This window comes from Burkholderia sp. BCC0397, from assembly GCF_902832865.1.
Lineage (GTDB): Bacteria > Pseudomonadota > Gammaproteobacteria > Burkholderiales > Burkholderiaceae > Burkholderia.
Map to the genome: position 1 here is coordinate 807,808 of NZ_CADFDL010000001.1, position 25,502 is coordinate 833,309.

General features: G+C 69.7%; 23 protein-coding genes. 14 read left to right on the forward strand and 9 right to left on the reverse strand.

Annotation, left to right across the window (positions count from 1 at the left end):
- The first annotated feature begins 77 nt into the window (after window positions 1-77).
- The gene (locus tag HWX03_RS03670) at window positions 78-518 is read left to right on the forward strand and encodes a MarR family transcriptional regulator (protein WP_175870279.1); all 441 of its coding nucleotides are present in this window, start codon (window positions 78-80) and stop codon (window positions 516-518) included.
- Window positions 519-574: 56 nt separating this feature from the next.
- The gene (locus HWX03_RS03675) at window positions 575-1,645 is read left to right on the forward strand and encodes a tetratricopeptide repeat protein (protein ID WP_175870280.1); all 1,071 of its coding nucleotides are present in this window, start codon (window positions 575-577) and stop codon (window positions 1,643-1,645) included.
- A gap of 57 nt (window positions 1,646-1,702) precedes the next feature.
- Here HWX03_RS03675 and HWX03_RS03680 read toward each other — a convergent pair whose 3' ends face one another.
- A complete protein-coding gene (locus HWX03_RS03680; RefSeq protein ID WP_175870281.1) occupies window positions 1,703-2,200 on the reverse strand; it encodes a DUF2938 domain-containing protein in 498 nt (165 codons plus the stop codon).
- Between the two features lie 140 nt (window positions 2,201-2,340).
- Between HWX03_RS03680 and HWX03_RS03685 the strand changes: the two genes are divergently transcribed.
- Window positions 2,341-2,766, forward strand: a complete 426-nt coding sequence (locus HWX03_RS03685; protein ID WP_175870282.1) for a helix-turn-helix domain-containing protein — start codon at window positions 2,341-2,343, stop codon at window positions 2,764-2,766.
- Between the two features lie 221 nt (window positions 2,767-2,987).
- On the opposite strand, the gene HWX03_RS03690 is transcribed toward HWX03_RS03685, so the two are convergent.
- Window positions 2,988-3,869 carry a helix-hairpin-helix domain-containing protein gene (locus tag HWX03_RS03690; protein ID WP_175870283.1) on the reverse strand — a complete coding sequence of 294 codons (882 nt, stop codon included), beginning with the start codon at window positions 3,867-3,869 and terminating at the stop codon, window positions 2,988-2,990.
- A 182-nt stretch (window positions 3,870-4,051) separates the two neighbouring features.
- On the reverse strand, window positions 4,052-5,587 hold the full coding sequence (locus HWX03_RS03695; protein WP_175870284.1) for a sigma-70 family RNA polymerase sigma factor: 1,536 nt from the start codon (window positions 5,585-5,587) through the stop codon (window positions 4,052-4,054).
- A gap of 297 nt (window positions 5,588-5,884) precedes the next feature.
- On the opposite strand from HWX03_RS03695, the gene HWX03_RS03700 reads away from it, so the two are divergent.
- Window positions 5,885-6,310 (forward strand): hypothetical protein, encoded by a 426-nt coding sequence (locus HWX03_RS03700; RefSeq protein WP_175870285.1) that lies wholly within the window; start codon window positions 5,885-5,887, stop codon window positions 6,308-6,310.
- A gap of 33 nt (window positions 6,311-6,343) precedes the next feature.
- Entirely contained in the window at window positions 6,344-7,207 is an 864-nt protein-coding gene (locus HWX03_RS03705; RefSeq protein WP_175870286.1) for an SH3 domain-containing protein, read from the forward strand.
- Window positions 7,208-7,314: 107 nt separating this feature from the next.
- Here the strand turns inward: HWX03_RS03705 and ilvD are convergent, their stop codons facing one another.
- The 5 genes from ilvD to HWX03_RS03730 all read right to left on the reverse strand — a co-directional run bounded on the left by ilvD (window position 7,315) and on the right by HWX03_RS03730 (window position 15,068).
- Window positions 7,315-9,174, reverse strand: coding sequence for a dihydroxy-acid dehydratase (ilvD, locus tag HWX03_RS03710; RefSeq protein WP_175870287.1), 1,860 nt, complete (start codon window positions 9,172-9,174; stop codon window positions 7,315-7,317).
- A 439-nt stretch (window positions 9,175-9,613) separates the two neighbouring features.
- Entirely contained in the window at window positions 9,614-10,636 is a 1,023-nt protein-coding gene (locus HWX03_RS03715; protein WP_175870288.1) for an Ldh family oxidoreductase, read from the reverse strand.
- Window positions 10,629-12,221: an aldehyde dehydrogenase (NADP(+)) gene (locus tag HWX03_RS03720; RefSeq protein WP_175870289.1), complete on the reverse strand. Its 1,593-nt coding sequence runs from the start codon at window positions 12,219-12,221 to the stop codon at window positions 10,629-10,631. The genes HWX03_RS03715 and HWX03_RS03720 overlap by 8 nt, the downstream gene beginning before the upstream one ends.
- A 74-nt stretch (window positions 12,222-12,295) precedes the next feature.
- Window positions 12,296-13,921 (reverse strand): APC family permease, encoded by a 1,626-nt coding sequence (locus HWX03_RS03725; RefSeq protein ID WP_175870290.1) that lies wholly within the window; start codon window positions 13,919-13,921, stop codon window positions 12,296-12,298.
- 226 nt (window positions 13,922-14,147) lie between these two features.
- Complete coding sequence (locus HWX03_RS03730; protein ID WP_059591384.1) at window positions 14,148-15,068, reverse strand: dihydrodipicolinate synthase family protein; 921 nt, start codon at window positions 15,066-15,068, stop codon at window positions 14,148-14,150.
- A 251-nt stretch (window positions 15,069-15,319) separates the two neighbouring features.
- Between HWX03_RS03730 and HWX03_RS03735 the strand changes: the two genes are divergently transcribed.
- The 4 genes from HWX03_RS03735 to HWX03_RS03750 all read left to right on the forward strand — a co-directional run bounded on the left by HWX03_RS03735 (window position 15,320) and on the right by HWX03_RS03750 (window position 19,074).
- On the forward strand, window positions 15,320-16,252 hold the full coding sequence (locus HWX03_RS03735) for a 4-hydroxyproline epimerase (protein WP_175870514.1): 933 nt from the start codon (window positions 15,320-15,322) through the stop codon (window positions 16,250-16,252).
- Window positions 16,249-17,376 carry an FAD-dependent oxidoreductase gene (locus HWX03_RS03740; RefSeq protein WP_175870291.1) on the forward strand — a complete coding sequence of 376 codons (1,128 nt, stop codon included), beginning with the start codon at window positions 16,249-16,251 and terminating at the stop codon, window positions 17,374-17,376. The genes HWX03_RS03735 and HWX03_RS03740 overlap by 4 nt, the downstream gene beginning before the upstream one ends.
- Window positions 17,377-17,575: 199 nt before the next feature.
- Window positions 17,576-17,809: a 2Fe-2S iron-sulfur cluster-binding protein gene (locus tag HWX03_RS03745; protein WP_012338331.1), complete on the forward strand. Its 234-nt coding sequence runs from the start codon at window positions 17,576-17,578 to the stop codon at window positions 17,807-17,809.
- Window positions 17,806-19,074: an FAD/NAD(P)-binding oxidoreductase gene (locus HWX03_RS03750; protein ID WP_175870292.1), complete on the forward strand. Its 1,269-nt coding sequence runs from the start codon at window positions 17,806-17,808 to the stop codon at window positions 19,072-19,074. Before HWX03_RS03745 ends, HWX03_RS03750 begins: the two co-directional genes overlap by 4 nt.
- A 51-nt stretch (window positions 19,075-19,125) precedes the next feature.
- Here the strand turns inward: HWX03_RS03750 and HWX03_RS03755 are convergent, their stop codons facing one another.
- Entirely contained in the window at window positions 19,126-20,070 is a 945-nt protein-coding gene (locus tag HWX03_RS03755; RefSeq protein ID WP_175819417.1) for a LysR substrate-binding domain-containing protein, read from the reverse strand.
- Between the two features lie 164 nt (window positions 20,071-20,234).
- Between HWX03_RS03755 and gtdA the strand changes: the two genes are divergently transcribed.
- The 5 genes from gtdA (at window position 20,235) to HWX03_RS03780 (ending at window position 25,425) form a co-directional block, all read left to right on the forward strand.
- Window positions 20,235-21,278: a gentisate 1,2-dioxygenase gene (gene gtdA / locus HWX03_RS03760; RefSeq protein ID WP_175870293.1), complete on the forward strand. Its 1,044-nt coding sequence runs from the start codon at window positions 20,235-20,237 to the stop codon at window positions 21,276-21,278.
- Between the two features lie 88 nt (window positions 21,279-21,366).
- The gene (locus tag HWX03_RS03765) at window positions 21,367-22,065 is read left to right on the forward strand and encodes a fumarylacetoacetate hydrolase family protein (RefSeq protein ID WP_175870294.1); all 699 of its coding nucleotides are present in this window, start codon (window positions 21,367-21,369) and stop codon (window positions 22,063-22,065) included.
- A 34-nt stretch (window positions 22,066-22,099) separates the two neighbouring features.
- Window positions 22,100-22,741 carry a maleylacetoacetate isomerase gene (gene maiA, locus HWX03_RS03770; protein ID WP_175870295.1) on the forward strand — a complete coding sequence of 214 codons (642 nt, stop codon included), beginning with the start codon at window positions 22,100-22,102 and terminating at the stop codon, window positions 22,739-22,741.
- Window positions 22,742-22,774: 33 nt separating this feature from the next.
- Window positions 22,775-23,983: a 3-hydroxybenzoate 6-monooxygenase gene (locus HWX03_RS03775; protein WP_175870296.1), complete on the forward strand. Its 1,209-nt coding sequence runs from the start codon at window positions 22,775-22,777 to the stop codon at window positions 23,981-23,983.
- 80 nt (window positions 23,984-24,063) lie between these two features.
- Window positions 24,064-25,425, forward strand: coding sequence for an aromatic acid/H+ symport family MFS transporter (locus HWX03_RS03780; protein WP_175870297.1), 1,362 nt, complete (start codon window positions 24,064-24,066; stop codon window positions 25,423-25,425).
- Window positions 25,426-25,502 lie beyond the last annotated feature (77 nt).

Sequence of the window (25,502 nt, forward strand, 5' to 3'; positions counted from 1 at the left end):
AGCATGCTTATTATATAGAAGCTTATTGCCGGGGTGCGAGCCGTGGGCCGGTTCCGGCTTGACCCTATAATCGCCGCATGGACAAGACCTACGAGAACCGGATCGGTTACCTGATCGCCGACGTGGCCCGCCTGAACGGACGCCTGTTCGACCGGCGCGCGAAGCGCATCGGGCTGACGCGGGCGCAAAGCCGCGTGCTCGCGTATCTGACGTGGAAGGGCGAGATGAACCAGGCGCGGCTCGCCGAATGGCTCGAGATCACGCCGATCTCGCTCACGCGGCTGCTCGACCGGATGGAAAGCTATGGCTGGATCGAGCGTGTCGCGAACGACGACGACCGCCGCGCGTTCGTGATCCGGCTGACCGACAAGTCGCGCGAGATCTTTCCGCAGATGCTGGAAGTGGGCGATACCGTCGCCGACGACGGGCTGCGCGGCTTCACGTCCGACGAGCGCGATACGCTGGTGCGACTGCTCGGGCGCGTGCGCCGCAACCTGATCGACCGCGGCGGCGAGTGACGCGGGCGCCCGGCCGGGCGTACCGCGTGCAACCACAAAAAAGAGAACACTGAGAGATGACCCAGGCACGACGAATCGGCCGGAAGACCCGTATTGCGATCCTCATCGCGCTCGCAATCGTACTGATCCTCGGAATCGGTATCGCCTGGCTCGGGCACGACGATGCGCCCGCGGCGTTCGACGCAGCGATGGCGAAGGCGCAGCACGGCGACCTGGATGGCGAATTCAGCGTCGCGCTGATGTATGAGCACGGCGACGGTGTCGAGCGGAATCCCGCCGAAGCCGTGAAATGGTACCGGCGGGCCGCCGACCAGGGCGATGCGGCCTCGCAGAACAATCTCGGCACGCTGTACGAAACCGGCGTCGGCGTCGCGCAAAGCCGTGCGGAGGCCATGAGCTGGTATCGGCGCGCGGCCGCGCAGGGCCATGCGAATGCGTTGTGCAATCTCGGCCGCGCATACGAGGACGGCGAAGGCGCGCCGCAGGATAGCGCGGAAGCGGTGCGGCTCTACCGGCGCGCGGCCGAACAGGACCTGCCGAGGGGGCAGTTGTATCTGGGCATGATGTACGACGCCGGGACGGGCGTGCCGCAGGATGTCGCGGAAGCCGCCAAATGGTATCGGCGCGCGGCCGACCAGGGCGATCCGCAGGCGCAGAACGCCCTCGGCTACCTGTACGACAGCGGGCGCGGCGTGAAGCAGAGCGACACCGAGGCATTCAAGTGGTATCGACTCGCCGCGGAACAGGGCTACGCGAACGCGCAGAACAATCTCGGGCTGATGTACGAAAACGGGCAGGGCGTGCGCAAGGACGACGTCGAAGCGGTGAGCTGGTATCGGCTGGCCGCGGCCGAGGGTGCCGCGACCTCGCTGTTCCGGCTGGGCGTGCAGTACTACGCAGGCAGCGGAGTCGCATACGATCCGATCGCCGCGAATGCGCTGTTGGGCCTGGCTGCCGCCGCGGGCGAGACGCGCGCGCAGGAGTATCTCGATCAGGGCGCGAAGCTTACCGCGCCGGCCGATATCGAGAAAGCCGCCAGGCTGCGGGCCGAGATGAGCCGGCCGGGCAAACTGCTCGACGCGCTCGATCGTTACGAGGAAACGGCGCAGCGCGGCGACGGCAGGTGATCTTGTCCGGCTTGCACGAGGCGGACAGGGGCGGCTGAGGGCACGCCGGCGTGTGGGTCAACGGGCCAGCGCCGCCAGCGTGTACGCCGCAAGGTAGAGCCCGACCCCGTACGACAGATGCGTGACGAGGCTGCGCCGGCGCGCGACGCCCGGCTGCGGCGTGCGCGATGCCGCGATGCCGAAACCGAATGCCGGCTGCATCACGAAGAACGGCGCGACCACGCTGGCGAGGCCGGCGACGAGCGCGGGGAGCGGCGTCGGCGCATCGATCCACGCCGGGCCGGCGATCAGCACGGGCAGTGCCGCGAACGCGATGCCGATCGCGTAATGCGCGACCCAGCCGAGCGCGCGTTCACCGGCCACCGGTGCGGCGGCGCCGATCGACGCATGCCGGAACCGGCCGTGCGTCATATGGCCGAGCCAGCGGCCGACCAGTGCGTAGTCGAGCGACGGAATGCCGAACGCACGCCGCCGGAACAGCGTCCACAGATCCATCAACAGCGTGGCGCCCGCGCCGATCAACAGCAGTTCGAGCAGGACGTCGGGCATGCTCATCGCGCACCTCCGCGGCGGACGGTAATGGCGATGCGGCGCAGCGGAATACGACGCGGGTTCAACGGTTTCATGGCGGTCCGGGCTTGTCTTCATGGAGTCGAGCGACTATCTTGCAACGTCAAGTTCACTTGAGGTCAAGCATGAGCCGACTGGACATTGCGGACGTCGCGCGGCGCACGGGGTTGCCCGCGTCGACGCTGCGCTACTACGAGGAAAAGGGGTTGATCGTCCCGATCGGCCGGCATGGGCTGCGGCGGCAATACGACGCGTCGGTGCTGGAGCGCCTGGCGCTGATCGCGCTCGGCCGGGAGGCCGGATTTTCGCTGGACGACATCCTCGCGATGGTCGGCGCGGACGGCCGGCCCGAGATCGACCGCGCGAAGCTCGACGACAAGGCCGACGAGATCGACTGCACGATCCGCCGTCTCGGCGCCGTGCGCGATGCGCTGCGGTATGCGGCCGCGTGCCCGGCGGCGAACCATCTCGAATGCCCGTCGTTCCAGAAGCTGCTGCGCGTTGCCACGCATCGTCGTCCGGCGCGCCGCACGAAGGCGGAAGGCATGTAGGCGGCGAGCCCGCGCGACGCGCGCGGGCGGCTACAGGGTGACGGTATGGTTCGACGTGCCGAACCGGGGAAAGGCTGCCGATGACGTGTCGTATTCGACGTCGTTCGATCTCGATCCGGACCATGCCGATCGCCGTTCATGCGCACTTACCCGTGCATGTCGCGAGGTCGCGTCCCTGCTCGACACGGCATTCGACGTCGGCGAAGCATCCGACGCATGATTCATCCCGCGTAATACACGCGGCATTCCATCTCGCGCCCGCGCACGATCCGCTTGCCGACGAGCACGCCGTCCGTTTCGGTGAACACGGTGCGCTGGTGCTCGCACTGCACGGCGTCGTAGAAGTAGAGCGAGACCCAGTCGATCGGGCGCCCGGCTTCCGGCGTACGCATCGCGGCATGCTGGCTCAGCACCGTGAAATGCCAGCCGCCCTTGGTCATGTGCATTACGGGCGGCGGCACGTAGGCGTCCGCGTTCAGGCGCCGGTGCGTGAGCCTCGGCAGCACGCCGGCGGCCGCCTTGTTGCGGTACTGGCGATCGATGTAAAGCAGCAATTCGATGGGCGGTTCCGTACCGGGGCCGGCGTGTCGCATGTGACCTTGCCAGCGCCGGCGGCGGCTCAGCACGTCGTCGAGCGCGGCGCGGATGCCGACCGCGCGTCGCGGGCCGACGCCCGCGATCATTTCGAGCTGGCCGTTGCGGGCCGCGCGTTCGAGTTCCTCCAGCGTGTCGATGTGCAGTGCGTCATGAATGCGCAGCGCGAGCGCGTGGCCGATGCCCGGCACCGCTTCGAAGGCCGACGCGCGTTCCGCGTCGCCGCGCAAGCGGTCGAGCTGGCGCCAGCGCCCCGTCACCAGCAGCTCGGCGATCGCCTGCGCGACGCCCGCGCCGATGTCGGGCAGCGCACCGAGCGCGTCGACGCCGCCGGTTTCGAACACGCTGCGGATGTTGCGGTCGAGCGCGTCGACCGTATCGGCCGCCGCGCGGTACGCGGCGACCCGGTACGGGTTCGCACCCTGGTCGACGAGCCACTGCGCGGCCTCGCGCAAGCAGGCCGCGATAGGCCGGTTTTCCTCGTACGTCTGGCTGACGGTCGACTGCATGGCGAGGGACCCGGAAAGCACAAACGGAATGGACGCGGCGAGCGATGCGCCGGTCGGCTGTCAACCATTGTCGCGATACGCGATGAAGAAAACTTGATGTGCGTCAATGACAAACGTAGCACAGCCGCGAGGCGCACGGTCGTGCCGGAATGCGGCATGACCGTGCGCTACGTGCGATGCGGTCAAGCGTCGAGAAACGACTGCGCGTTCTCGGCCTCGGCGGCCGTGCGCAGCGCGGCGAGCGCCCGTTTCTCGATCTGCCGCACGCGCTCCCGCGACATCCCCGCATCCTGCGCGATCGCGTCGTAGGTATCGGGCTCGGCGCCGCCGAGGCCGAACCGCCGGCGCAGCACGTCGGCCTCGGTCGGCGTGACCGACCGCAGCAGCGACCGCACGCATTCGCGCATGCGCGTGTCGGCCAGTTGCTCGAACGGGCTGGCCGATGCCTGATCCTCGATCAGTTCCACGAGGCCGGTGTCCGCATCGGGCAGCGGCGTGTCGAGCGAGACCGGCTCGGCGGGCAGCGCGAGCACCGCGCACAGCTTGCCTTCGTCGAGACCGGTTTCGGCCGCGAGCTCGGCCGGCGTGGCCCGCCGGCCCGTGCGCTGCCGAAAGCGCAGCGCATGCCGCTGCACACGCTGGTACTGGTCGCCGACGTGCACCGGCACGCGGATCGTGCGCGAGCGATCCGCGACCGCGCGTGCGATCGCCTGGCGAATCCACCAGGTCGCATAGGTCGAGAACTTGAATCCGCGCCGGTATTCGAATTTCTCGATCGCGCGCATCAGGCCGAGACAGCCGTCCTGCACGAGGTCGGACAGGTCGACGCCGCGGTTCAGGTACTTGCGCGCGATCGACAGCACGAGCCGCAGGTTTGCCTCGAGCATCGCACGCGTCGCGTCGCGCACCTTCTGCTGGCCGTCGCCCAGCGCGGCCGCGAGCGCGCGCCGTGCGACCGCGTCGAAGCACGCTGCGTCGACCGCCGACGGATCGTGCGGGGCGGCCGCGAGTGCGCGTACGGTACGGCTCGCGTCGTCGACGGCCGGTGCGAGCCACGCGAGCGAACCGAGCAGGGCGGCCATGTGGTTGCGTGCGTCGCGGTATTCGGCCGAACGGCTGCCGTGCGCATGCAATGCGCCGCGCAGCGCCGACCCCGCTGCCTGCAGCGCGTCGTAGCGGGCGGGCGCGGGCGTGCCGGCGTCGTCGTCATCGGGCGATCCGGTTGCGCCGGTGCCGCCCGTTGCACGATGACGCTCGAGCAGCGCGTCGACCGCGGGCGGATAGCCGGCAATCGCGTGCAGGACCTGATGGCGGCCTGTCTCGATCTCGCGGGCGAGCACGATTTCGCCTTCGCGCGTGAGCAGCGGCACCGCGTGCATGCGCCGCATGTAGAGCGCGAGCGGATCGGTCGACGCGCTCGTGCCGCGTGCGAGGTCGCCGAGCATGGCCCGGCCTTCGTCGAGCGCGTCGCGATCGACCTCGACCGGCGCCGCGCCGGCGAACGGTGCAGGCACGGCCGGCTCGTCGAGTACCGCGATGCCGATGTCGGCAAGCGCGGCGCGCACGACGTCGAGCGCGTCGGGGCTGTCGCTTTCGGGCGGCAGCGCGTCGACGAGGTCGGCGTGCGTCAGATAACCCTGCTCGCCGGCGAGCGCCAGCAGCTGGATGATCGGATCGAGCGGTGTGTCCGCCCGGGGAGTGGGGCGTGGCGTAGTCATGTCGATGGCGGCGCGAGCCGCGTTCCTGTCTGGGCGGGCCGAAGCTCGCCGGTTTGCGGTTGCCGGTGGGTCGCGGACGCCCGTCCGCGCCGGTCAGCCCGACATCGTTCAAGTTGAGGGCATTTGCGCCAACTTCAACGCCGGTGCCGCGGACGGGCCAGCACGCAGCGTGCCTGCTTCGCCGTGCGGAGCAGGAAACAAAAAGTAACCGATCATACGCGCGGAAATCTGCAGGGGACGTAAGCTAGAGTCAGGCGCGCGCCCGGCGGCGACGCGCGGATTCTGCCGGAGCACGAGATGAACCCGATTCCCGCCGCGAGGCCCGCCGTCGTCGCGCTGGCCGCACTGGTGCTTGGCGGCTGCTACTACACGAGCCCGTACGGTTATGCACCTTATTACGCGCCGGTGCCCGCCACCGTGACGCAGCGCGAAATTCCAGCCGCACCGACCACGCCCGGTCCGGCCCCGTCGACCGTGCCCCAGGCGCAGGTCGACGCCGGCCCGGCGGTGCCGATGTATGTCGCGCCGGCCTACGTGCCGCCGCCGTATCCGTATTACTACCCGGCGTACTACTCCGGCTGGTACGGGCCGCCCGTGACGATCGGCTTCTGGGGCCGCTGGGGCGGCGGCGGATACTGGGGCGGGCGCGGCGGGTACTGGCATCGTCCGTGGGGCGGCGGGCATTGGGGTGGCGGTCACTGGGGCGGCGGCCATCGGCACTGACCGGCGCGCGGCGGCACGGCGCGGGAGAGCATCATGAAGAACACGATTGTCCGAAGTCTGTGCGTCGTCCTGGCCGGCCTCGCGGCCGCACCGGGCGTCGCCGATGCGCAAAGCAGCGCTTACACGAATTCGCCGGCCGAGCTGTATGCGGGGCCGGCGCCCGATTATCCGGTGGTCGCGCAGCTTCCGCCCGGCACCGCGCTGGACGTATTCGGCTGCCTGAGCAACTACGCGTGGTGCGACGTCGCGCTGCCGGGCGTGCGCGGCTGGATCGATGCGCAGTTGCTCGACTATCCCTACCAGGGCAGCTACGTGCCGTTGCTCGAGTATGGCGCGATCATCGGTGTGCCGGTGACCGGGTTCGCGATCGGCGCGTACTGGGATCGCTATTACCGGCACCGCCCGTGGTATCCGGACCGCGATCGCTGGGCGCATCGTCCGGAGCCGAGGCTCGGCCCGGGAGGCATGCCGCCGGGGCACGGGCGTCCGCAACCGGGCGCGCCGATGCAGGTCGCGCCGGGCGGTCCGCCGCCCGTGCATGACACGCGGCCGTCGGCGACGCGCGGCGGCTGGAATGGTGCGAACCGCATGCCGCCGCCGGCTGCGCCGGCGCCGACACCGATGCCGGGTGGGGCGGGTAATGCGCGTCCGGCCAGTCCGCCGCCGGCTGCGCCGGCGCCGACGCCGATGCCGGGTGGAGCGGGCAATGCGCGTCCGGCCAGTCCGCCGCCGGCCGTGCTGCCTCCACCGCCCGCGCCGGGCGGCGAGGGCCACCCGATGCCACCGCCGGGGCGGCAGGGAGGCGGCGGCGGTTATGCGCGACCTCAAGGCGGTGGAAACGGCGGCGGCAACCACGGCGGCGGTGGAGGCGGCGGCCCCGACGAGCTCCGGCACTGATGACGCCGGCGCCGCGGGCTCTCCGGGCAACGGACGAAAAAAAGCCGCTCCGGAGAGCGGCTTTCTGATCGGGCGGGCAGGCCGTTCGCACGACCCGCCGTCTCGCATCAGTCGTCGAGCAGCGACAGGTCGCGCACCGCGCCCTTGTCGGCCGACATGACCAGCTTCGCGTACGCCTTCAGCGCCGCGGACACCTTGCGCGGACGCGGCTGCGCGGGCTTCCAGCCTTTCGCGTTCTGCTCTTCGCGGCGGCGCGCCAGTTCCTCGTCCGATACCAGCACGTCGATCGTGCGGTTCGGAATGTCGATGCGGATCCGGTCGCCGTCGCGCACGAGCCCGATCGCGCCGCCCGCTGCCGCTTCCGGCGAGCAATGGCCGATCGACAGGCCCGACGTGCCGCCCGAGAAACGGCCGTCCGTCAGCAGCGCGCACGCCTTGCCGAGGCCCTTCGACTTGATGTAGCTGGTCGGGTAGAGCATTTCCTGCATGCCCGGGCCGCCCTTCGGGCCTTCGTAGCGCACGATCACCACGTCGCCGGCCTTGACCTTGTCGTTCAGGATGTTCTCGACCGCTTCGTCCTGCGATTCGGTCACGTGGGCCGAACCTTCGAACACGAGGATGCTCTCGTCGACGCCGGCCGTCTTCACCACGCAGCCGTCGAGCGCGATGTTGCCCGTCAGCACGGCGAGGCCGCCTTCCTTCGAGAACGCGTGCTCGTACGAGCGGATGCAGCCTTCGGCACGGTCGAGGTCGAGGCTCGGCCAGCGCGTGTCCTGGCTGAACGCGACCTGCGTCGGGATGCCGGCCGGGCCGGCCAGGTAGAACGTGCGGACCGCGTCGTCCTGCGTGCGCACGATGTCCCACTGGTCGAGCGCGTCCTTCAGCGTCGGCGCGTGCACGGTCGGCACGTCGGTGTGCAGCTTGCCGGCGCACTCGAGCTCGCCGAGGATCGCCATGATCCCGCCTGCGCGGTGCACGTCCTCGATGTGGTACTTGTTCGTGTTCGGCGCGACCTTGCACAGCTGCGGCACGGTGCGCGACAGGCGGTCGATGTCCTTCATCGTGAAGTCGATGTCGGCTTCCCGCGCGATCGCCAGCAGGTGCAGGATCGTGTTGGTCGAACCGCCCATCGCGATGTCGAGCGTCATCGCGTTCTCGAACGCCTTGAAGCCGACCGAGCGCGGCAGCACGCGTTCGTCGTCCTGCTCGTAGTGCTGGCGCGTCAGTTCGACGATGCGGCGGCCGGCGCGCTTGAACAGCTGTTCGCGATCGGCGTGCGTGGCGACCACCGTGCCGTTGCCGGGCAGCGACAGGCCGAGCGCTTCGGTCAGGCAGTTCATCGAGTTCGCGGTGAACATGCCCGAGCACGAGCCGCAGGTCGGGCACGCCGAGCGTTCGACTTCGGCGACGTCGGCGTCCGAATACGACTGGTCGGCCGCGATCACCATCGCGTCGACGAGGTCGAGCTTCTTCAGTTCGATGGCCTTGGTGACCGGGTTCGCGAGGCGCGTCTTGCCGGCTTCCATCGGGCCGCCCGACACGAAGATCACCGGAATGTTCAGGCGCATCGCGGCCATCAGCATCCCCGGCGTGATCTTGTCGCAGTTCGAGATGCACACCATCGCGTCCGCGCAGTGCGCGTTCACCATGTATTCGACCGAGTCGGCGATGATGTCGCGGCTCGGCAGCGAATACAGCATGCCGTCATGGCCCATCGCGATGCCGTCGTCGACCGCGATCGTGTTGAATTCCTTCGCGACGCCGCCGGCAGCCTCGATCTCGCGCGCGACGAGCTGGCCGAGATCCTTCAGGTGCACGTGCCCGGGCACGAACTGGGTGAACGAGTTGACGACCGCGATGATCGGTTTCGAGAAATCGTCGTCTTTCATGCCGGTGGCGCGCCACAGCGAGCGCGCACCTGCCATGTTGCGGCCGGCGGTAGAGGTTTTGGAACGGTAAGTGGGCATGGTGATGGCTGAAGAAATATCGCGGGAAAAGGGTGGAGGCTCGGGAATAAAGGCCTCTCTCGCGCCCGTGCGAACAACCTCTTGAGCTGCGCCCTGGGCAAACTCGACGATTATCCCACAGCCGCCGGGCCTGCGGCGCTGGCCGGAGCGGGCGAGCGGCGCGGGCGGTGCGGGTGGCGCGGGTGGCGCGGGTGGTGCGGGTGGTGCGGGTGGCGCGGGTGGCGCGGGTGGCGCGGGTGGCGCGGGTGGCGCGGGTGGCGCGGGTGGCGCGGGTGGCGCGGGTGGCGCGGGTGGCGCGGGTGGCGCACCGGACAGCGGCCAAGTGCACCAAGTTCCCCGAGCACGAAGTTCGACGCAGGCCATCGCCGGCGCAACCGGGCGGCGGCTTCATCGCCCGTTCCGCCGACGATGAAGCCGCGCCGTGCCGCTCGATCGCGCGTCAGTCGAGCAGCGTCAGGATCTCGTCGTACAGCGGCTTCGGAATCCGCACGCCGTTCGCGATGCTGCGCGCGCGGGCGTCGAAGCGCCGTTGCGACGGCAGCCGCGCGCCCTGCGCGACGATCGATTCGAACATCCGCTCGCCGCGCGCGCGCCCCGCGTCGAGATCGTCGCCGAGAAACACCTTCGGATCGAACGCGATCACGAGTTCGCCATGGCACGGCGTCGCGCCGACGCCTTCGTCGAAGTCCATCGATTCCCGGCTCGTCATGTCGCCGATCAGCGCGCCGCCGAGCAGTTCGACCATCGCCGCGAGCGCCGAACCCTTGTGGCCGCCGAACGTGCGCATCGCGCCTTGCAGCGCGGCCTTCGGGTCGGTGGTCGGCTGGCCGTCGGCGTCGATCGCCCAGTGCGACGGAATCGCCTTGCCTTGCTTCGCGTGCAGCTCGATGTCGCCGCGCGCGATCGCGCTCGTCGCGAAATCGAACACGAACGGCTCGCCGCCCGGGCGCGGCCACGCGAACGCGATCGGGTTGGTGCCGAATACGGGCTCGCGGCCGCCTTCCGGCGCGACCCAGCTATGGCTCGGGTTCATCGCGATGCCGACCAGCCCCTCGGCCGCGATCGCCTCGACCTCGGGCCACAGCGCGGAGAAGTGGTAGCAATGGTTGATCGCCATCGCGGCGATGCCGTGCTGCTTCGCCATCTCGACCAGCACGGGCAGCCCGGTCTCGAAGCTCAGCAGCGAGAAGCCGCGATGCGCGTCGACCGCGACGATCGACGACGACAGCCGGCGCAGCGTCGGCACGGCCTGCGGATCGACCTTGCCCTTCTTCAGCGACCGCACGCAGACGAGCAGCCGGTACACGCCGTGCGAATGGCATTCGTCGCGCTGGCCCTGCGTGATCACGTTGGCGATGGCCCGCGCATGCGCGTCGGACATCCCGTTGTGCGTCAGCACGCGCAGCGCGAGCGCGTGGACTTCGTCGAGCGGCAGGACGACTTCGGCGGTTTGCTCAGACATGGTTCACCTCGCGCGGGGCGGGCACGCCGTCGATGCGTTGCGGCACGTGCAGCGGATTGCTGCTGCGGATCGCGTCCGGCAGCAGCGCGTCCAGCAGGTCCTGGTACGACACGGGGCGCAGGAAGCGCTCGATCGCGCGTGCGCCGACGGACGTCGTGCGCGTGTCGGACGTCGCCGGGAACGGGCCGCCGTGCACCATCGCGTGGCCGACCTCGACGCCCGTGCCGAAGCCGTTGACGAGAATGCGGCCGGCCTTGCGTTCGAGCGTCGGGCGCAGCGCGGCGAACAGCGCCGCGTCGCCGTCGGCGAGATGCGCGGCGATCGTCAACTGCCCTTCGAGCGATTTCAGCACGCGATGCAGCGTGTCGGCGTCCGGGCAGCGCACGATCAGCGACGCGGGGCCGAACACTTCGTCGCGCAATTCGGGGCGTGCGACGAACGCATCGGCGGACGTTGCGAACAGCGCCGCGCGGGCCTGGTGACGGCTGCCTTCCGCGCCTTCGGCCAGCCGCTCGACCGCATCGTGATCGCGCAGCGCCGCGACGCCTTGCGCATAGCTCGCGTGGATATGGGGTGTCAGCATCGTCTGTGCGGCCGCCGCGCGCACCGCGTCGGCTGCCGCGGCTTCGAATGCGCGCAGCGCGGGGCCGTCTACTGCGAGCACGAGGCCCGGATTCGTGCAGAACTGCCCGGCGCCGAGCGTGAGCGACGCGACGAACTGCGATGCGATGGTGTCGTGACGCGCGTCGAGCGCGGCAGGACACAGCAGCACGGGATTGATCGAGCTCATTTCCGCATAGACGGGGATCGGCTCGGCTCGCGCGGCTGCGATATGCATCAGCGCGACGCCGCCGCGACGCGAGCCGGTGAAGCCGACCGCCTTGATGCGCGGATCGGCGACGAGCGCCTGGCCGATCTCGCGCGATGCGTCGAACAGCAGCGAGAACACGCCGGCCGGCATTCCGCATTCGTGCGCGGCCTGCTGGATCGCGCGGCCGACGAGTTCCGACGTGCCCGGATGCGCGGAATGCGCCTTGACGATCACCGGGCAGCCGGCCGCCAGCGCCGACGCCGTGTCGCCGCCGGCCACGGAGAACGCGAGCGGGAAATTCGACGCGCCGAATACGGCGACCGGCCCGACCGCGACGTTGCGCAGGCGCAGGTCGACGCGCGGCAGCGGCTTGCGCTCGGGGCGCGCCGGATCGATGCGCACATCGAGAAAACCGCCGTCCCGCACGAGCGACGCGAACAGCGCGAGCTGGCCGACCGTGCGGCCGCGTTCGCCTTCGATGCGCGCGCGCGGCAGCCCCGTTTCGACGACGCAGCGCTCGATCAGGTCGTCGCCGAGCGCCATGATGTGGCGGCCGATCGCGTCGAGGAACGCGGCGCGTGCTTCGAGCGACGTTTCGCGATAGGTGTCGAACGCGTCGTCGGCGAGTGCGCACGCCGTTTCCAGGTCGTGCAGGCTCGCGCCGCCGAACGCCGGTTCGAGCGGTTCGCCGGTGGCGGCGGCGATCGAGTGGAGGGTGCCGTTCTGTCCGGCGACGGCCGACTGGCCGATCAGGAGCTGACCTGTGAGTTGCATGATTTTCCTCGGGAAAAAGCAGGGCCGGGCGTGCTGCGCCCGGCCGATGGAAGGGGAAAAAGGGCGCGGGCGCGTCAGTCCTCGTCGTCGTCGAGTTGCAGCTTGTCGGAACGGACGCCCGTGTTGGCGCCCCAGTAATAGATGACGAGCGCGACGGCTGCGACGACGACCGTGTCGTACGGATGCGCGAGCCGGCCCGTGCCGCCGAAGCCGCCGAGATACGACAGCACGATCATCGCCGCATAGAACGCGATCAGCCACGCGGACGAACGCACTTGCTCGGCGAGGCTCAGGTGCGCGGTCGGCACCCAGCGGCGGCACGCGAGATAGATCGCGAACATCACGATCTGCAGGCCGAGCAGCCAGGACACCGTGCTCCAGCCGGACCAGTAGACGATCAGCGCGGCGATCACGAACGACGCGGGGCCGGTGAGGCCGAACGCGCTCGCGCGGAACGGCCGCGGCAGGTCGGGCGCGGTGCGGCGCAGCGCGGCGACCGACACGGGCGCGACCGCATAGCTCAGCACCAGCGCGGCCGACACGATGTTGATCAGCGCTTCCCACGACGGGAACGGCAGCGTCCAGAAGATCGCGAGGCCGAACGTGAGCCACAGGCCCGCGCGCGGGATGCCCGACGCTTCGTCGACGCGCGTGAACACCTTGAAGAACGTGCCCGTCTTCGCCCAGCCGTAGACGACGCGCGGCGTCGCGTTCATGTAGATGTTGCCGCAGCCGCTCGGCGAAATCATCGCGTCGGCGACGACCATCACCGCGAGCCAGCCGACGCCGAGCGCGAGCGCGATGTCGCGGTACGGCAGCGAGAACGCCTTGCTCACGTCGTGCCAGCCGGCGGCGAGCATCGCCGTCGGGATGCTGCCGATGAACGCGAGTTGCAGCAGCACGTAGATCAGCGTCGACAGCAGGATCGACAGGATCAGCGCGATCGGGATCGTGCGCTGCGGATTGCGCACCTCGCTCGCGACCGACACGATCGGCGTGAGCCCGAGATACGCGAAGATGATGCCGCCGGCCGACACGGCCATCTCGATGCCCGGCATGCCGAACGGCGCGAAGCCGTGCACGGTCAGGTTCGCGGGCTTGAAGAACGTGAACAGCACGCCGATCACCGCGAGCGGCACGATGAACTTGAAGACGCTGATGATGTTGTTCGCCTTCGCGAACGTCTTCACGCTCGAATAGTTCAGGTAAAAGAAGAAGCAGAGCAGCGCGGCCTGCACGAGCCAGCCGAGTGTGGTCGGGTCGCTCGATCCCTCGACCGTCAGGCCCGGAAACCACGCGGCCGCATACTGGCGCGCGGCGACGACCTCGATCGCGATCAGGCTGGAGAACGCGATCAGCGTGATGAAGCCCATCAGGTAGCCGAGCAGCGGGCCGTGCGAGAACACCGGGTAGCGCACCACGCCGCCGGCGCGCGGCAGCGCGGCGCCGAGTTCGCAGTAGACGATGCCGAGCAGCAGCACCGCGAAGCCGCCGAGCAGCCACGAGAAGATGCCGGCCGGGCCCGCGATCGTCGACACGTGACTCGCGGCGAACAGCCACCCCGAACCGAAAATGGCGCCGAGACCGATGAACGTGAGATCGGTCAGCGACAGCTGTTTCTTGAACTTGCCGTGACCCGCGTCGGGGTGCGCGGAACGGGAAAGCGGGACGGACGGGTGAGCGTTGCCTTGGCCTGGCATGGGCTTGTCTCCTGGGGAATGTCGGTGCAGGCGCGCGTGGCGCGCGCTCCGACGGAGCAGCGCGCACGCGTGCCGGCCGGCGTCGCCCGGTTCGAACGACCGGGGCGGGCCGCGGCCCGTTCATGCGCGGCGCGCGCTGGCGCCGGGGCGAGCGGGCCCGCAGGCCATGCCGGACCGCGGACGGCGACGCACCGGGCAAGCCCGCGCGCCGCCGCAGGGGCGTCGGTCAGAGACCGACGTCGGGCAGCGCGGGGCGCGTTTCGAGCGCCTTCGCGACGATGGCCTTCACTTCCGCGAGCGTGTCGCCTTGCAGCGCGAGGCGCGGCGGCCGCGTGACCGCGCTGCCGCGGCCGACCAGCTCTTCGCACAGCTTGATGCACTGCACGAGGTCCGGGCGGGCGTCGAGGTGCAGCAGCGGCATGAACCAGCGGTACAGCGCGAGCGCTTCGTCGAAGCGCTTTTGCTTCGCGAGGCGGAACAGTGTCTCGCCTTCCTTCGGGAACGCGTTCGACATGCCCGACACCCAGCCTTCGGCGCCGACCGCAATGCTCTCGACCACGACGTCGTCGAGGCCCGCGAACAGCACGAAGCGATCGCCGACCGCGTTGCGCAGGTCGATGAAGCGCCGCGTATCGCCCGACGAATCCTTGAAGCAGACGATGTTCTCGCAATCCTGCAACGCGATCAGCACGTCGGGCGTCACGTCGTTCTTGTAGATCGGCGGGTTGTTGTAGACCATCACCGGCAGGTCGGTGCTCGTCGCGACCGCGCGGAAGTGCGCGGCGGTTTCGTGCGGCTTCGCCGAGTACACGAGCGCGGGCATCACCATCACGCCGTCGACGCCGACGCGCTGCGCTTCGCGCACCGTGTTGCGCGCGAATTCGGTCGTGAATTCGGCGATGCCGGCGATCACCGGAATCTTGCCGCCGGCCGCGTCGCGTGCGGCTTCGATCACCTGGAGCTTCTCGCTCGTCGACAGCGACGTGTTTTCGCCGACCGTGCCGCAGACCACGAGGCCCGACACGCCGTCGTTCACCAGGTTCTTGACCACGCGGTGCGTGGCGTCGATGTCGAGGGAAAAGTCCGGCTTGAACTGGGTGCTGACGGCCGGGAACACCCCGGTCCACTGAATGGCTTTGCGGCTCACTGAAATCTCCTACGTTCGTATCGGTCGGCCGACGGGTGTGTCGGTGTGGCAACCAGTATCGCCGCGCAAACGTCCATCACGCTTGAGTCGTATCGCGGAGCAAAATGACGAAATCGGCACAGCGGCCGGCAGGGGCGCGAAGGGCGCGTCGCACTATGCCGATTTCGTCGTCGTCCTCATCGAAAAGCCACAAGCGGACGGACGCGCGACGGAGGAAGCTATGCTCCTTTCCCCACTTCGGACAGCTCATGATGAAGCGCATCCAGATCATCGATTCGCACACGGGCGGCGAACCCACTCGGCTCGTCGTGTCCGGCTTTCCGTCGCTCGGCAACGGCACGATGGCCGAGCGGCGCGACGTGCTCGCGCGCGAGCACGACCGTTACCGCACCGCGTGCATCCTCGAGCCGCGCGGCAGCGACGTGCTGGTCGGCGCGCTGCTGTGCGACCCGGTAGCGGCCGACGCGGCGGCCGGCGTGATCTTCTTCAACAATAGCGGCTATCTCGGGATGTGCGGGCACGGCACGATCGGCGTCGTGCGCACGCTGCATCACATGGGGCGCATCGCGCCCGGCGTGCACCGGATCGAGGCGCCGGTCGGCACCGTCGAGGCGACGCTGCACGACGACCTGTCGGTCAGCGTGCGCAACGTGCCCGCGTATCGCCATGCGCAGGGCGTCGCGCTCGACGTGCCGGGATATGGCCCCGTGAAGGGCGACGTCGCGTGGGGCGGCAACTGGTTCTTCCTGACCAGCGACCACGGGCAGCGCGTCGCCGGCGACAACGTCGCCGCGCTCACCGCGTATGCGTCGGCCGTGCGCGAAGGGCTCGAACGCGCGGGCATCACCGGCGCGAACGGCGGCGAGATCGACCACATCGAACTGTTCGCCGACGATCCCGAACACGACAGCCGCAGCTTCGTGTTGTGCCCGGGCCTCGCCTACGACCGTTCGCCGTGCGGCACCGGCACGAGCGCGAAGCTTGCGTGCCTCGCGGCCGACGGCAAACTCGCGCCGGGCGCCGTGTGGCGGCAGGCGAGCGTGATCGGCAGCGTGTTCCATGCGAGCTACGAGCTGGCCGACGGCGGCATCGTGCCGACGATTCGCGGCAGCGCGCACCTGAGCGCGGAAGCGACGCTGCTGATCGACGAAGACGATCCGTTCGGCTGGGGTATCGGGGCGTGAGCGAAACGAAGACCGACGTCGTCGTGATCGGCGCCGGCATCGTCGGCGCGGCGTGCGCGCACGAACTCGCGCAGCGCGGGCTGCGCGTGCTCGTCGTCGACGACGCGAGCGGCGGTGCGACCGGCGCGGGCATGGGGCACCTCGTCGCGATGGACGACAACGCGGCCGAGCTCGCGCTGAGCCATTACTCGATCGAACTGTGGCGCGCGTTGAGCGGCGAGATGCCCGACGGCTGTGCGTACCGAAACTGCGGCACGCTGTGGCTCGCGGCCGATGCGCACGAGATGGATCTCGCGCGCGCGAAGCAGGCGACGCTCGCCGCGCACGGCGTGGCCGGCGAGCTGATCGACGCGGCAGCGCTCGCGCAACTGGAGCCGATGCTGCGCGCGGGCCTCGGCGGCGCGCTGAAGATTCCGGGCGACGCGATCCTCTATGCGCCCGTTGCCGCGAACTGGCTGCTGCAGCGCGCGCCGCGCGTCACGCTGCGCCGCGAGCGGGCCGTCGCGGTCGATGGCCCGAGCGTGACGCTCGCGAGCGGCGACGTGCTGCGCGCGGAGCGGGTGGTCGTCGCGAACGGCGTGGCGGCGCGCACGCTGCTGCCCGAACTGCCGCTGCGCCCGAAAAAGGGCCATCTGCTGATTACCGACCGCTATCCGGGCCACGTGTCGCACCAGCTCGTCGAGCTCGGTTATGCGGCGAGCGCGCATGCGAGCGACGGCACGTCGGTCGCGTTCAACGTGCAGCCGCGGCCGACCGGCCAGCTGCTGATCGGCTCGTCGCGCCAGTTCGACACCGAGGACGCGCAGGTCGAGCCGCCGGTGCTCGCGCAGATGCTGCGCCGCGCGGTCGGCTATCTGCCGGATCTGGCCGACCTGAACGGCATCCGCGCATGGACGGGTTTCCGCGCCGCGAGCCCCGACGGCCTGCCGCTGCTTGGCGAGCACCCGGCGCGGCCGGGCGTGTGGCTCGCGGTCGGGCACGAAGGGCTCGGCGTGACGACCGCGCCGGGCAGCGCGCGGCTCGTCGCCGCGCTGATGGCCGGCGAGCGGCCGGCCATCGATATCGAGCCGTATTTGCCGGGACGCTTCCTGACCGCGTCCCCTGTCGCCGGAGCGCTGACATGAAACGACCCCCACGCTCACATCGTTCGCTGTCGACCGGAGTGGGTGCTTCAGCACTTACTCCGGTCCCATGCAAGGCGCCCCCCGCGGGGGCGGTCAGCCGCCCACGGCCGGCTTTGCAAAGCCGGCCGGCTACGCAGGCGCAGAGCGATGCTCTGCGAATTCCCTGCTACGCCCTTGGGGCGGCCCGGCGGAGGCTGACATGATCATTCATCTGGACGGCCGCGCGCTGACGGTGGCCGACGGCGCGACCGTCGCGGCCGCCGTCGCGGCGAGCGGCGACGACACGACGCGCGTGTCGTGCACGGGCGCGGCGCGTGCGCCGTTTTGCGGGATGGGCATCTGCCAGGAATGCCGGATGACGATCGACGGCCGGCGCCGGCTGGCGTGCCAGACGCTGTGCCGCGACGGCATGCAGGTGGAGCGCACGCGATGAAACAGGAACGACTGAGCGTCGACGTCGCGATCGTCGGCGCGGGCCCGGCCGGGCTGTCGGCCGCGCGGGCCGCCGCACAAAGTGGTGCAACGGTTGCGATCGTCGACGACAACCCGCGTGCGGGCGGGCAGATCTGGCGGCAGCCGGCAGCGGCCGCACCGACGCCGGCCGCTGCTGAACGCGTCGCCGTGCTGCGGCAGCCGAACGTCACGCATCTCGCGGCGACCCGCATCGTCGCCGAAACGCAGCCTGGCACGCTGCTGCTCGAGGACGACGAACGCGGGCTGCTGCTCGATTTCCGGACGCTGATTCTCTGCTGCGGGGCCCGCGAGCTGCTGCTGCCGTTTCCGGGCTGGACGTTGCCGGGGGTGACCGGCGCGGGCGGCTTGCAGGCGCTGATCAAGTACGGGCTCGACGTGCGCGGGCAGCGCACGGTGATCGCGGGCAGCGGGCCGCTGCTGCTGGCGAGCGCGGCGACGGCCCGGCAGGCCGGCGCGCGCGTGTCGCACGTGCTCGAACAGGCTGCATGGGGCGACGTGGCCGGCTTCGGCGCGGGGCTGTGGCGCTGGCCGTCGAAGCTCGCGCAGGCCGCGAAGCTCGTCACGGCCGCGTATCGGCCCGACGCGTACGTCGTGGAGGCATTCGGCGACCAGCGGCTGGAACGCGTGCGGATCCGTCGCGGCGATCGCGAGTTCGACGTCGACTGCGACCGGCTCGCGTGCGGCTTCGGCCTCGTGCCGAATACCGTGCTGCCGCGCCATCTCGGCTGCCGGGTCGAGCACGGCGCGGTGGCGGTCGATGCATACCAGCGCACGAGCCGCGACGGGTATTTCGCGGCGGGCGAGTGCACGGGCGTCGGCGGCAGCGAGCTGGCGATGATCGAAGGTGAAATCGCCGGCTACGCGGCGACCGGGCAGACCGCCCGACTGGCCGCGCTCGTCGCGCGGCGCGCGCACTGGCAGGCTTTCGCGGACGCCGTCCGCGAGCGCTTCGCGATCCGGGAGCCGATCCGCCGGCTCGCGCGAGCCGACACGCTGCTGTGTCGTTGCGAAGACGTGCGGTTCGATGCGGTCGCGCGGGAACCGGGCTGGACGGCCGCCAAACTGCAGTCGCGCTGCGGGATGGGCGCGTGCCAGGGCCGCGTGTGCGGCGCGGCCGCGCAGGCGCTGTTCGGCTGGACGCCGCCGGCGCCGCGCACACCGCTCGTGCCCGCGCGGGTCGGCACGCTGATGCTCGACGGCACGGGGTCCTGCGACGGCGCATGACGCATGCGGCGTCGCAGGTGAAGCGGCCCGGTTCGTGCCGGGCCGCGCCTGTTACTCCACCTTCACTTTCTCCCATCCGCCGACCTGCGGCGCCGCACAGGCGCGCAGGCACTCGATCGTCGCGGCCACGGCCGCGCGGTTCGCGCTGTCGGGATGCCAGTACATCGACACCGCGCCCTGGCCTTCGAGCTCCATCGGCAGGATGCGGATCGCGTTCAGTTGCGCGAAGCGTCGTGCGGGGCGGTGCGACGCGACGCCGAGCAGGTCGGTGTTGTTCAGCAGCGTGAGGTTCAGGATCGACGAATTCGATTCGACGCAGTGCGGCGGCTGCACGCGGCCGGCGGCTTTCAGTGCGGCTTCCAGCGCATTGTGGACGGGCGTACCCGCCGGCCATACGATCCACGGGTAGGCGAGCACGTCGTCCCAGCCGAGCGACGCCGCGCCGGCCAGCGCGTGGTCGGGCCGCGCGACGAACACGACCGGATCGACGTACAGCGCTTCGGCATGCAGCAGCGGATCGACCGACGTCGAACCCGAGCGGCCGACGACGATGTCGAGTTCGCTGCGCGCGAGCTGCGGCATCAGCTGGTTCATCGTGCTTTCGGTGAGCCGCACCTGCGCGCGCGGCATCCGTTTCAGCAACTGCGACACCGCGAACGGCACCGTGTCGGCCGCCGCGACGCCCGACGTGCCGATCGTCACGAGGCCGCTGCCGCCTTCGCGCAACGCGGCCATGTCGTCGCGCGCGATGTCGAGCTGCGCTTCGACGCGGCGCGCATGCTCGATCAGCGCTTCGCCGTAAGGCGTCGGCCGCAGCCCGCGCGCATGCCGCTCGAACAGCGGCAGCCCGACATCCTCTTCCAGCTCCTTCAGCCATTTCGACAGCGCCGGCTGCGTGGTCGCGAGCGCGACCGCCGACTGGCTCAGATTGCCGGTGCCGGCAACGCTCAACAGTACCTGCAGATGCCGCAGCCGCAGCCGGTGGGTCCAGTCCATGGCGTGCCTCGTCGCGAGAAGGTATATCCAGAAATATATGGATCAGATGATTTGACCATTTTACCGGGTATGTCTGCGTCGAATATAAATCTGCTGACGGACTGCAGCACGGTCCCCGACCCGACATCGCGCCGACGCCGATCGGCCGCCCCGAAGGAGACATCATGACGACCCAGCCGGACACGACGCGCGCCGCCTACTATGCACGGATCGCCGAGCAGCGCCTCGCGCCGCTGTGGGAATCGCTGCACAACCTCGTGCCGACCTCGCCGCAGCCGGCCGCGCAGGCCGCGATCTGGAAGTACGCGCAGCTGCGCGACCTCGTGATGCAGGCCGGCAGCGTGATCAGCGCCGAAGAAGCGGTGCGCCGCGTGCTGGTGCTGGAGAACCCGGGGCTGCCGGGCAAGTCGAGCATGACGCCGAGCCTGTATGCGGGGCTGCAGCTGATCCTGCCGGGCGAGATCGCGCCGAGCCACCGTCATACGCAGTCGGCGCTGCGCTTCATCGTCGAAGGGCGCGGCGCGTGGACGGCCGTGAACGGCGAGCGCACGACGATGCATCCGGGCGACTTCATCATCACGCCGTCGTGGGCGTGGCACGACCACGGCAATCCGTCGGTGGAAGACGGCGGCGAGCCGGTCGTGTGGCTCGACGGGCTCGACATTCCGCTGCTCGCGACCCTCGACGCCGGTTTCGCGGAGAACTATCCGGAAGCCGTGCAGCCGGTGAACCGCCTGGAAGGCGACAGCTTCGCGCGCTTCGGTCACAACATGGTGCCGGTGCGGCATCGGGTCAGCGATCCGACGTCGCCGGTGTTCAGCTATCCGTATGCGCGCAGCCGCGAGGCGCTCGACGCGCTGTACCGGAACGGCGAGCTCGATGCGTGGGACGGCGTGAAGCTGCGCTACGTGAACCCCGCGACGGGCGGCTGGCCGATGCCGACCATCGCCACCTTCATGCAATTCCTGCCCGCCGGCTTCGACGGCCGCCCGTACCGCAGCACCGACGCAACCATCTACTGCGTCGTCGAAGGCAGCGGCACCGCATTGATAGGCGGCAACGCGTTCGCGTTCGAGCCGCACGACATCTTCGTCGCGCCGTCGTGGGCGCCGGTGCGGCTGTCGGCTTCGTCCGACAGCGTGCTGTTCAGCTATTCCGACCGGCCCGTGCTGTCCGCGCTGAACCTGCTGCGCGAAGCGCGCGACTGACGCTGGCCGCTTTCGACGATCCGTTTTCCGTGCGTCGCCGAGGTCGCGGCGCGCGTCCCTTCCATTCATGCCTACGCTGGAGCCGTTCATGACTTTCGTATTCCCGCCCGAAGCGCCGGTGGCGCTGCCCGTCGTCGGCAGCGACGCCCGGTTTGCGGTCCGCCGCGTCTATTGCGTCGGCCGCAACTACGCGGCCCATGCACGCGAAATGGGCTTCGATCCCGATCGCGAGCCGCCGTTCTTCTTCTGCAAGCCGGCCGATTCGATCGTGCCGGTGGCGTACGGCGACACGCTCGAGCTCGCGTATCCATCGCAGACGCAGAACTATCACTACGAAGCCGAACTCGTCGCGGTGATCGGCAAGGGCGGCTCGGACATTCCGCTCGAGCGCGCACTCGAGCACGTGTGGGGCTATGCGGTCGGCCTCGACATGACGCGCCGCGACCTGCAGATGAAGATGCGCGAGATGGGCCGGCCGTGGGAGATCGGCAAGGCGTTCGATCGTTCGGCGCCGATCGGGCCCGTGCATCCGGCGAGCGACGTCGGTCATGTCGAGCAGGGCGGCCTGTGGCTGACCGTCAACGGCGCGACGAAGCAGAAGAGCGACGTGTCGCACCTGATCTGGTCGGTCGCGGAGACGGTGGCCGACCTGTCGAAGTTCTTCCGCCTCGAACCGGGCGACGTGATCTTCACGGGCACGCCCGAAGGGGTCGGCGCGGTGGTCGCGGGCGACGTGATGAGGGTCGGCGTCGAGCGTCTCGGCGAACTGACCGTGCGCGTGGTCTGACGCGCGTTTGTCGATTTCCTCGAAAGGTCACATCGTGCAACTGCATAGCTTCTTCAACAGTTCGACGTCCTACCGGGTGCGCATCGCGCTCGCGCTGAAAGGGCTGTCGTACGACACACTGCCGGTGAACATCCGCACCGGCGAGCATCGCGACGCCGATTACGTCGCGCGGGTGAACCCGTCGGCCACGGTGCCGGCGCTGACCGACGGCGATTTTCGTCTCGGCCAGTCGCTCGCGATCCTCGATTACCTCGACCAGATCCAGCCGACGCCTCGGCTGATTCCGCTCGAACCGCGGCGCCGGGCGCGCGTGCTGGAACTGGCGGCGCTGATTGCCTGCGATATCCATCCAATCAACAACCTGCGCGTGCTGCGCTATCTCGACAGCGAGCTGAAGGTCACGCCGCAGCAGAAGACCGCGTGGTATCGGCACTGGGTCGCGGAAGGGATGGCCGGCGCCGAGCGGCTGCTGGCCCGCGCGGACGAGGGCCCGTGGTGCTTCGGCGATACGCCGACGCTGGCCGACGTGTGCCTGGTGCCGCAGGTCGCGAACGCGTTGCGGATGGATTGCGACCTGAGCGCGTATCCGCGCTGCCTCGCGGTGTTTGAGCACGCGCGGCACGAGCCGGCGTTCGAGGCCGCGCAACCGCAGCGGCAACCGGATTACGTCGCGTAACACGAATCGCGTAATAAGAAGCAGGAGACGAACATGGGCGAGACAATCAACAACGGCCGGCGCGTACTCGTGATCGGCGGTGGTATCGGCGGGCTCGGGGCGGCGCTGGCGCTCGCACGTCAGGGCATTCGCGTGAAGCTGCTCGAACAGGCCGAGCGGATCGGCGAGATCGGCGCGGGCATCCAGCTCGCCGCGAACGCGTTCAACGCGCTCGATGCGCTGGGTGTCGGCGAGGCGGCGCGCGGCCGTGCGGTGTTGACCGACCGGCTGCAACTGATGGACGCGATCGATGCACGCGAGGTCGCACGCATCGATACGGGCGCCGCGTATCGCGAACGCTTCGGCAATCCGTATGCGGTGATTCATCGCGCGGACATTCATCTGTCGATCTACGAGGCGGTCAAGGATCACCCGCTGATCGAATTCCGGACGAGCACGCAGGTGGGCGGGTTCGAGCAGGACGGCAACGGCGTGACCGTGATCGACCAGCATGGCGAACGCTATCGTGCCGACGCGGTGATCGGCTGCGACGGCGTGAAGTCCACGATCCGTCAGGCGCTGATCGGCGATGCGCATCGCGTGACCGGCCACGTCGTGTATCGCGCGGTGGTGGACGTCGACGACATGCCGAAGGATCTTCGGATCAATGCGCCGGTCGTGTGGGCCGGCCCGCATTGCCATCTGGTTCACTATCCGCTGCGCGGCGGGCGTCAGTACAACCTCGTCGTCACGTTCCACAGTCGCGAGCAGGAGACCTGGGGCGTGCGCGAGGGCAGCAAGGAAGAAGTGCTGTCGTACTTCGACGGTATCCATCCGCTGCCGAAACAGATGCTCGACCGGCCGACGTCGTGGAAGCGCTGGGCGACCGCCGACCGCGATCCGGTCGAGCGCTGGAGCGCGGGCCGCGCGACGGTGCTCGGCGACGCCGCGCATCCGATGACGCAATACATCGCGCAGGGCGCGTGCCAGGCGCTCGAGGATGCGGTGACGCTCGGCGCGGCCGTTGCGCAGACCGACGGCGATTTCGAGGCCGCGTTCGCGCTGTACCAAAGCGTGCGGATTCCGCGTACCGCTCGCGTGCTGTATTCGGCGCGCGAGATGGGGCGGATCTATCACGCGAAGGGCGTCGAGCGGCAAGTGCGCAACGGGCTGTGGGCCGGGCGCACCGACGCGCAGTTCTACGACGCACTCGACTGGCTGCACGGCTGGCGTGCGGAAGATTGCCTGAAGACGGTCGCATAACGCACCCGTTCAGCCCGATTCCGGCGGCGCGCATTTCAACGACATACGACGTGCGCCGTCTTACTGGAGGAGACACCATCATGGCCGATACGCTGTCCATCGACGTCAGCGAATGGATCGACCGACATCGCATTGCGCCGTTTCAGGCCGCGATCGTCGTCCTGTGCTTTCTGATCGTCGCGATCGACGGGTTCGATACCGCGTCGATCGGATTCATCGCGCCGGTCATCCGCGCGGAATGGGGCTTGTCGCCCGCGCAGCTCGCGCCGGTGTTCGGCGCGGGATTGGCCGGACTGATGGCCGGCGCGCTCGTGTTCGGGCCGTTCGGCGACCGGTTCGGCCGCAAGCGTCTGCTGCTCGCGTGCGTGGCGTGCTTCGGCATCGCGAGCGCCGCGTCGGCGAGCGCGGGCGGCCTGACCGAGCTGATCGTATGGCGCTTCGTGACCGGGCTCGGGCTGGGCGGCGCGATGCCGAATGCGATCACGCTGACGTCCGAATACTGTCCGGCGCGCCGTCGCTCGCTGCTCGTGACGACGATGTTCTGCGGTTTCACGATCGGCTCCGCGCTCGGCGGGCTCGCGGCCGCGTCGCTGATCGAGCACCACGGCTGGCGCGCGGTGCTGGTCGTCGGCGGCGTAGCGCCGCTGCTGCTCCTGCCGCTGCTCGCATGGCGACTGCCGGAATCGGTGCGCTATCTCGTCAACCAGGGCGCGCCGTCCACGCGGATCGCGGGGATGCTCGGCCGTATCGCGCCGGATCCGCACCTCGCGCACGCATCGTTCATCGCGCCCGCCGGCAAGCCGGCCGGGTCGCCGCTCGGCCGGCTGTTCGCCGCCGACCTGCTGCGCGGCACGCTGCTGCTGTGGCTCACGTTCTTCATGAGCCTGCTCGTCATCTACCTGCTGTCGAGCTGGCTGCCGACGCTGCTGCGCACGACCGGCGCGACCTTGCAGACGGCCGCGCGCGTGACCGCGATGTTCCAGGTCGGCGGCACGCTCGGCGCGATCGTCCTCGGCGGGCTGATGGACCGCTTCGATCCACATCGCGTGCTGGCCTGCAGCTATGCGGCGGCCGGCGCCTGCGTCGCGGCGATCGGCGTGTTCGCCGCGTCGCCGTGGGGCGCTGCGCTCGCGGTGTTCGCCGCCGGCTTCTGCGTATCGGGCTCGCAGGTCGGTGCGAACGCGCTGTCGGCCGCGTTCTATCCGACCGAGTGCCGGACGACCGGCGTGAGCTGGGCGAACGGGATCGGTCGGGGCGGTTCGGTGGTCGGTTCGATGGCGGGCGGCGCGATGCTGGCGATGGGCGTGCCGTTGTCGACCGCGTTTGCCGTCGTTGCCGCGCCATGCGTGATCGCGGCGGTCGCGGTGCTGGCGCTCGGCGTGGTGCGCGCCGGTGCGGACCGCGCGGCGGCCGCCGACCGAATGGCGGGCAGGCGGGCCTGATCGAAGGCGGGGGCGGTCTGGTTGCCGATCCGGCAAGCGGCGGGATGCAATATTATATAAATATATATAATATTAGT

Excerpts from the sequence above, each read along its gene's own strand:
- HWX03_RS03670 (WP_175870279.1), top strand. The coding sequence starts at position 78 with ATGGACAAGACCTACGAGAACCGGATCGGTTACCTGATCGCCGACGTG.
- HWX03_RS03675 (WP_175870280.1), top strand. The coding sequence starts at position 575 with ATGACCCAGGCACGACGAATCGGCCGGAAGACCCGTATTGCGATCCTC.
- HWX03_RS03680 (WP_175870281.1), bottom strand. The coding sequence starts at position 2,200 with ATGAGCATGCCCGACGTCCTGCTCGAACTGCTGTTGATCGGCGCGGGC.
- HWX03_RS03685 (WP_175870282.1), top strand. The coding sequence starts at position 2,341 with ATGAGCCGACTGGACATTGCGGACGTCGCGCGGCGCACGGGGTTGCCC.
- HWX03_RS03690 (WP_175870283.1), bottom strand. The coding sequence starts at position 3,869 with ATGCAGTCGACCGTCAGCCAGACGTACGAGGAAAACCGGCCTATCGCG.
- HWX03_RS03695 (WP_175870284.1), bottom strand. The coding sequence starts at position 5,587 with ATGACTACGCCACGCCCCACTCCCCGGGCGGACACACCGCTCGATCCG.
- HWX03_RS03700 (WP_175870285.1), top strand. The coding sequence starts at position 5,885 with ATGAACCCGATTCCCGCCGCGAGGCCCGCCGTCGTCGCGCTGGCCGCA.
- HWX03_RS03705 (WP_175870286.1), top strand. The coding sequence starts at position 6,344 with ATGAAGAACACGATTGTCCGAAGTCTGTGCGTCGTCCTGGCCGGCCTC.
- ilvD (WP_175870287.1), bottom strand. The coding sequence starts at position 9,174 with ATGCCCACTTACCGTTCCAAAACCTCTACCGCCGGCCGCAACATGGCA.
- HWX03_RS03715 (WP_175870288.1), bottom strand. The coding sequence starts at position 10,636 with ATGTCTGAGCAAACCGCCGAAGTCGTCCTGCCGCTCGACGAAGTCCAC.
- HWX03_RS03720 (WP_175870289.1), bottom strand. The coding sequence starts at position 12,221 with ATGCAACTCACAGGTCAGCTCCTGATCGGCCAGTCGGCCGTCGCCGGA.
- HWX03_RS03725 (WP_175870290.1), bottom strand. The coding sequence starts at position 13,921 with ATGCCAGGCCAAGGCAACGCTCACCCGTCCGTCCCGCTTTCCCGTTCC.
- HWX03_RS03735 (WP_175870514.1), top strand. The coding sequence starts at position 15,320 with ATGAAGCGCATCCAGATCATCGATTCGCACACGGGCGGCGAACCCACT.
- HWX03_RS03745 (WP_012338331.1), top strand. The coding sequence starts at position 17,576 with ATGATCATTCATCTGGACGGCCGCGCGCTGACGGTGGCCGACGGCGCG.
- HWX03_RS03750 (WP_175870292.1), top strand. The coding sequence starts at position 17,806 with ATGAAACAGGAACGACTGAGCGTCGACGTCGCGATCGTCGGCGCGGGC.
- HWX03_RS03755 (WP_175819417.1), bottom strand. The coding sequence starts at position 20,070 with ATGGACTGGACCCACCGGCTGCGGCTGCGGCATCTGCAGGTACTGTTG.
- gtdA (WP_175870293.1), top strand. The coding sequence starts at position 20,235 with ATGACGACCCAGCCGGACACGACGCGCGCCGCCTACTATGCACGGATC.
- HWX03_RS03765 (WP_175870294.1), top strand. The coding sequence starts at position 21,367 with ATGACTTTCGTATTCCCGCCCGAAGCGCCGGTGGCGCTGCCCGTCGTC.
- HWX03_RS03775 (WP_175870296.1), top strand. The coding sequence starts at position 22,775 with ATGGGCGAGACAATCAACAACGGCCGGCGCGTACTCGTGATCGGCGGT.
- HWX03_RS03780 (WP_175870297.1), top strand. The coding sequence starts at position 24,064 with ATGGCCGATACGCTGTCCATCGACGTCAGCGAATGGATCGACCGACAT.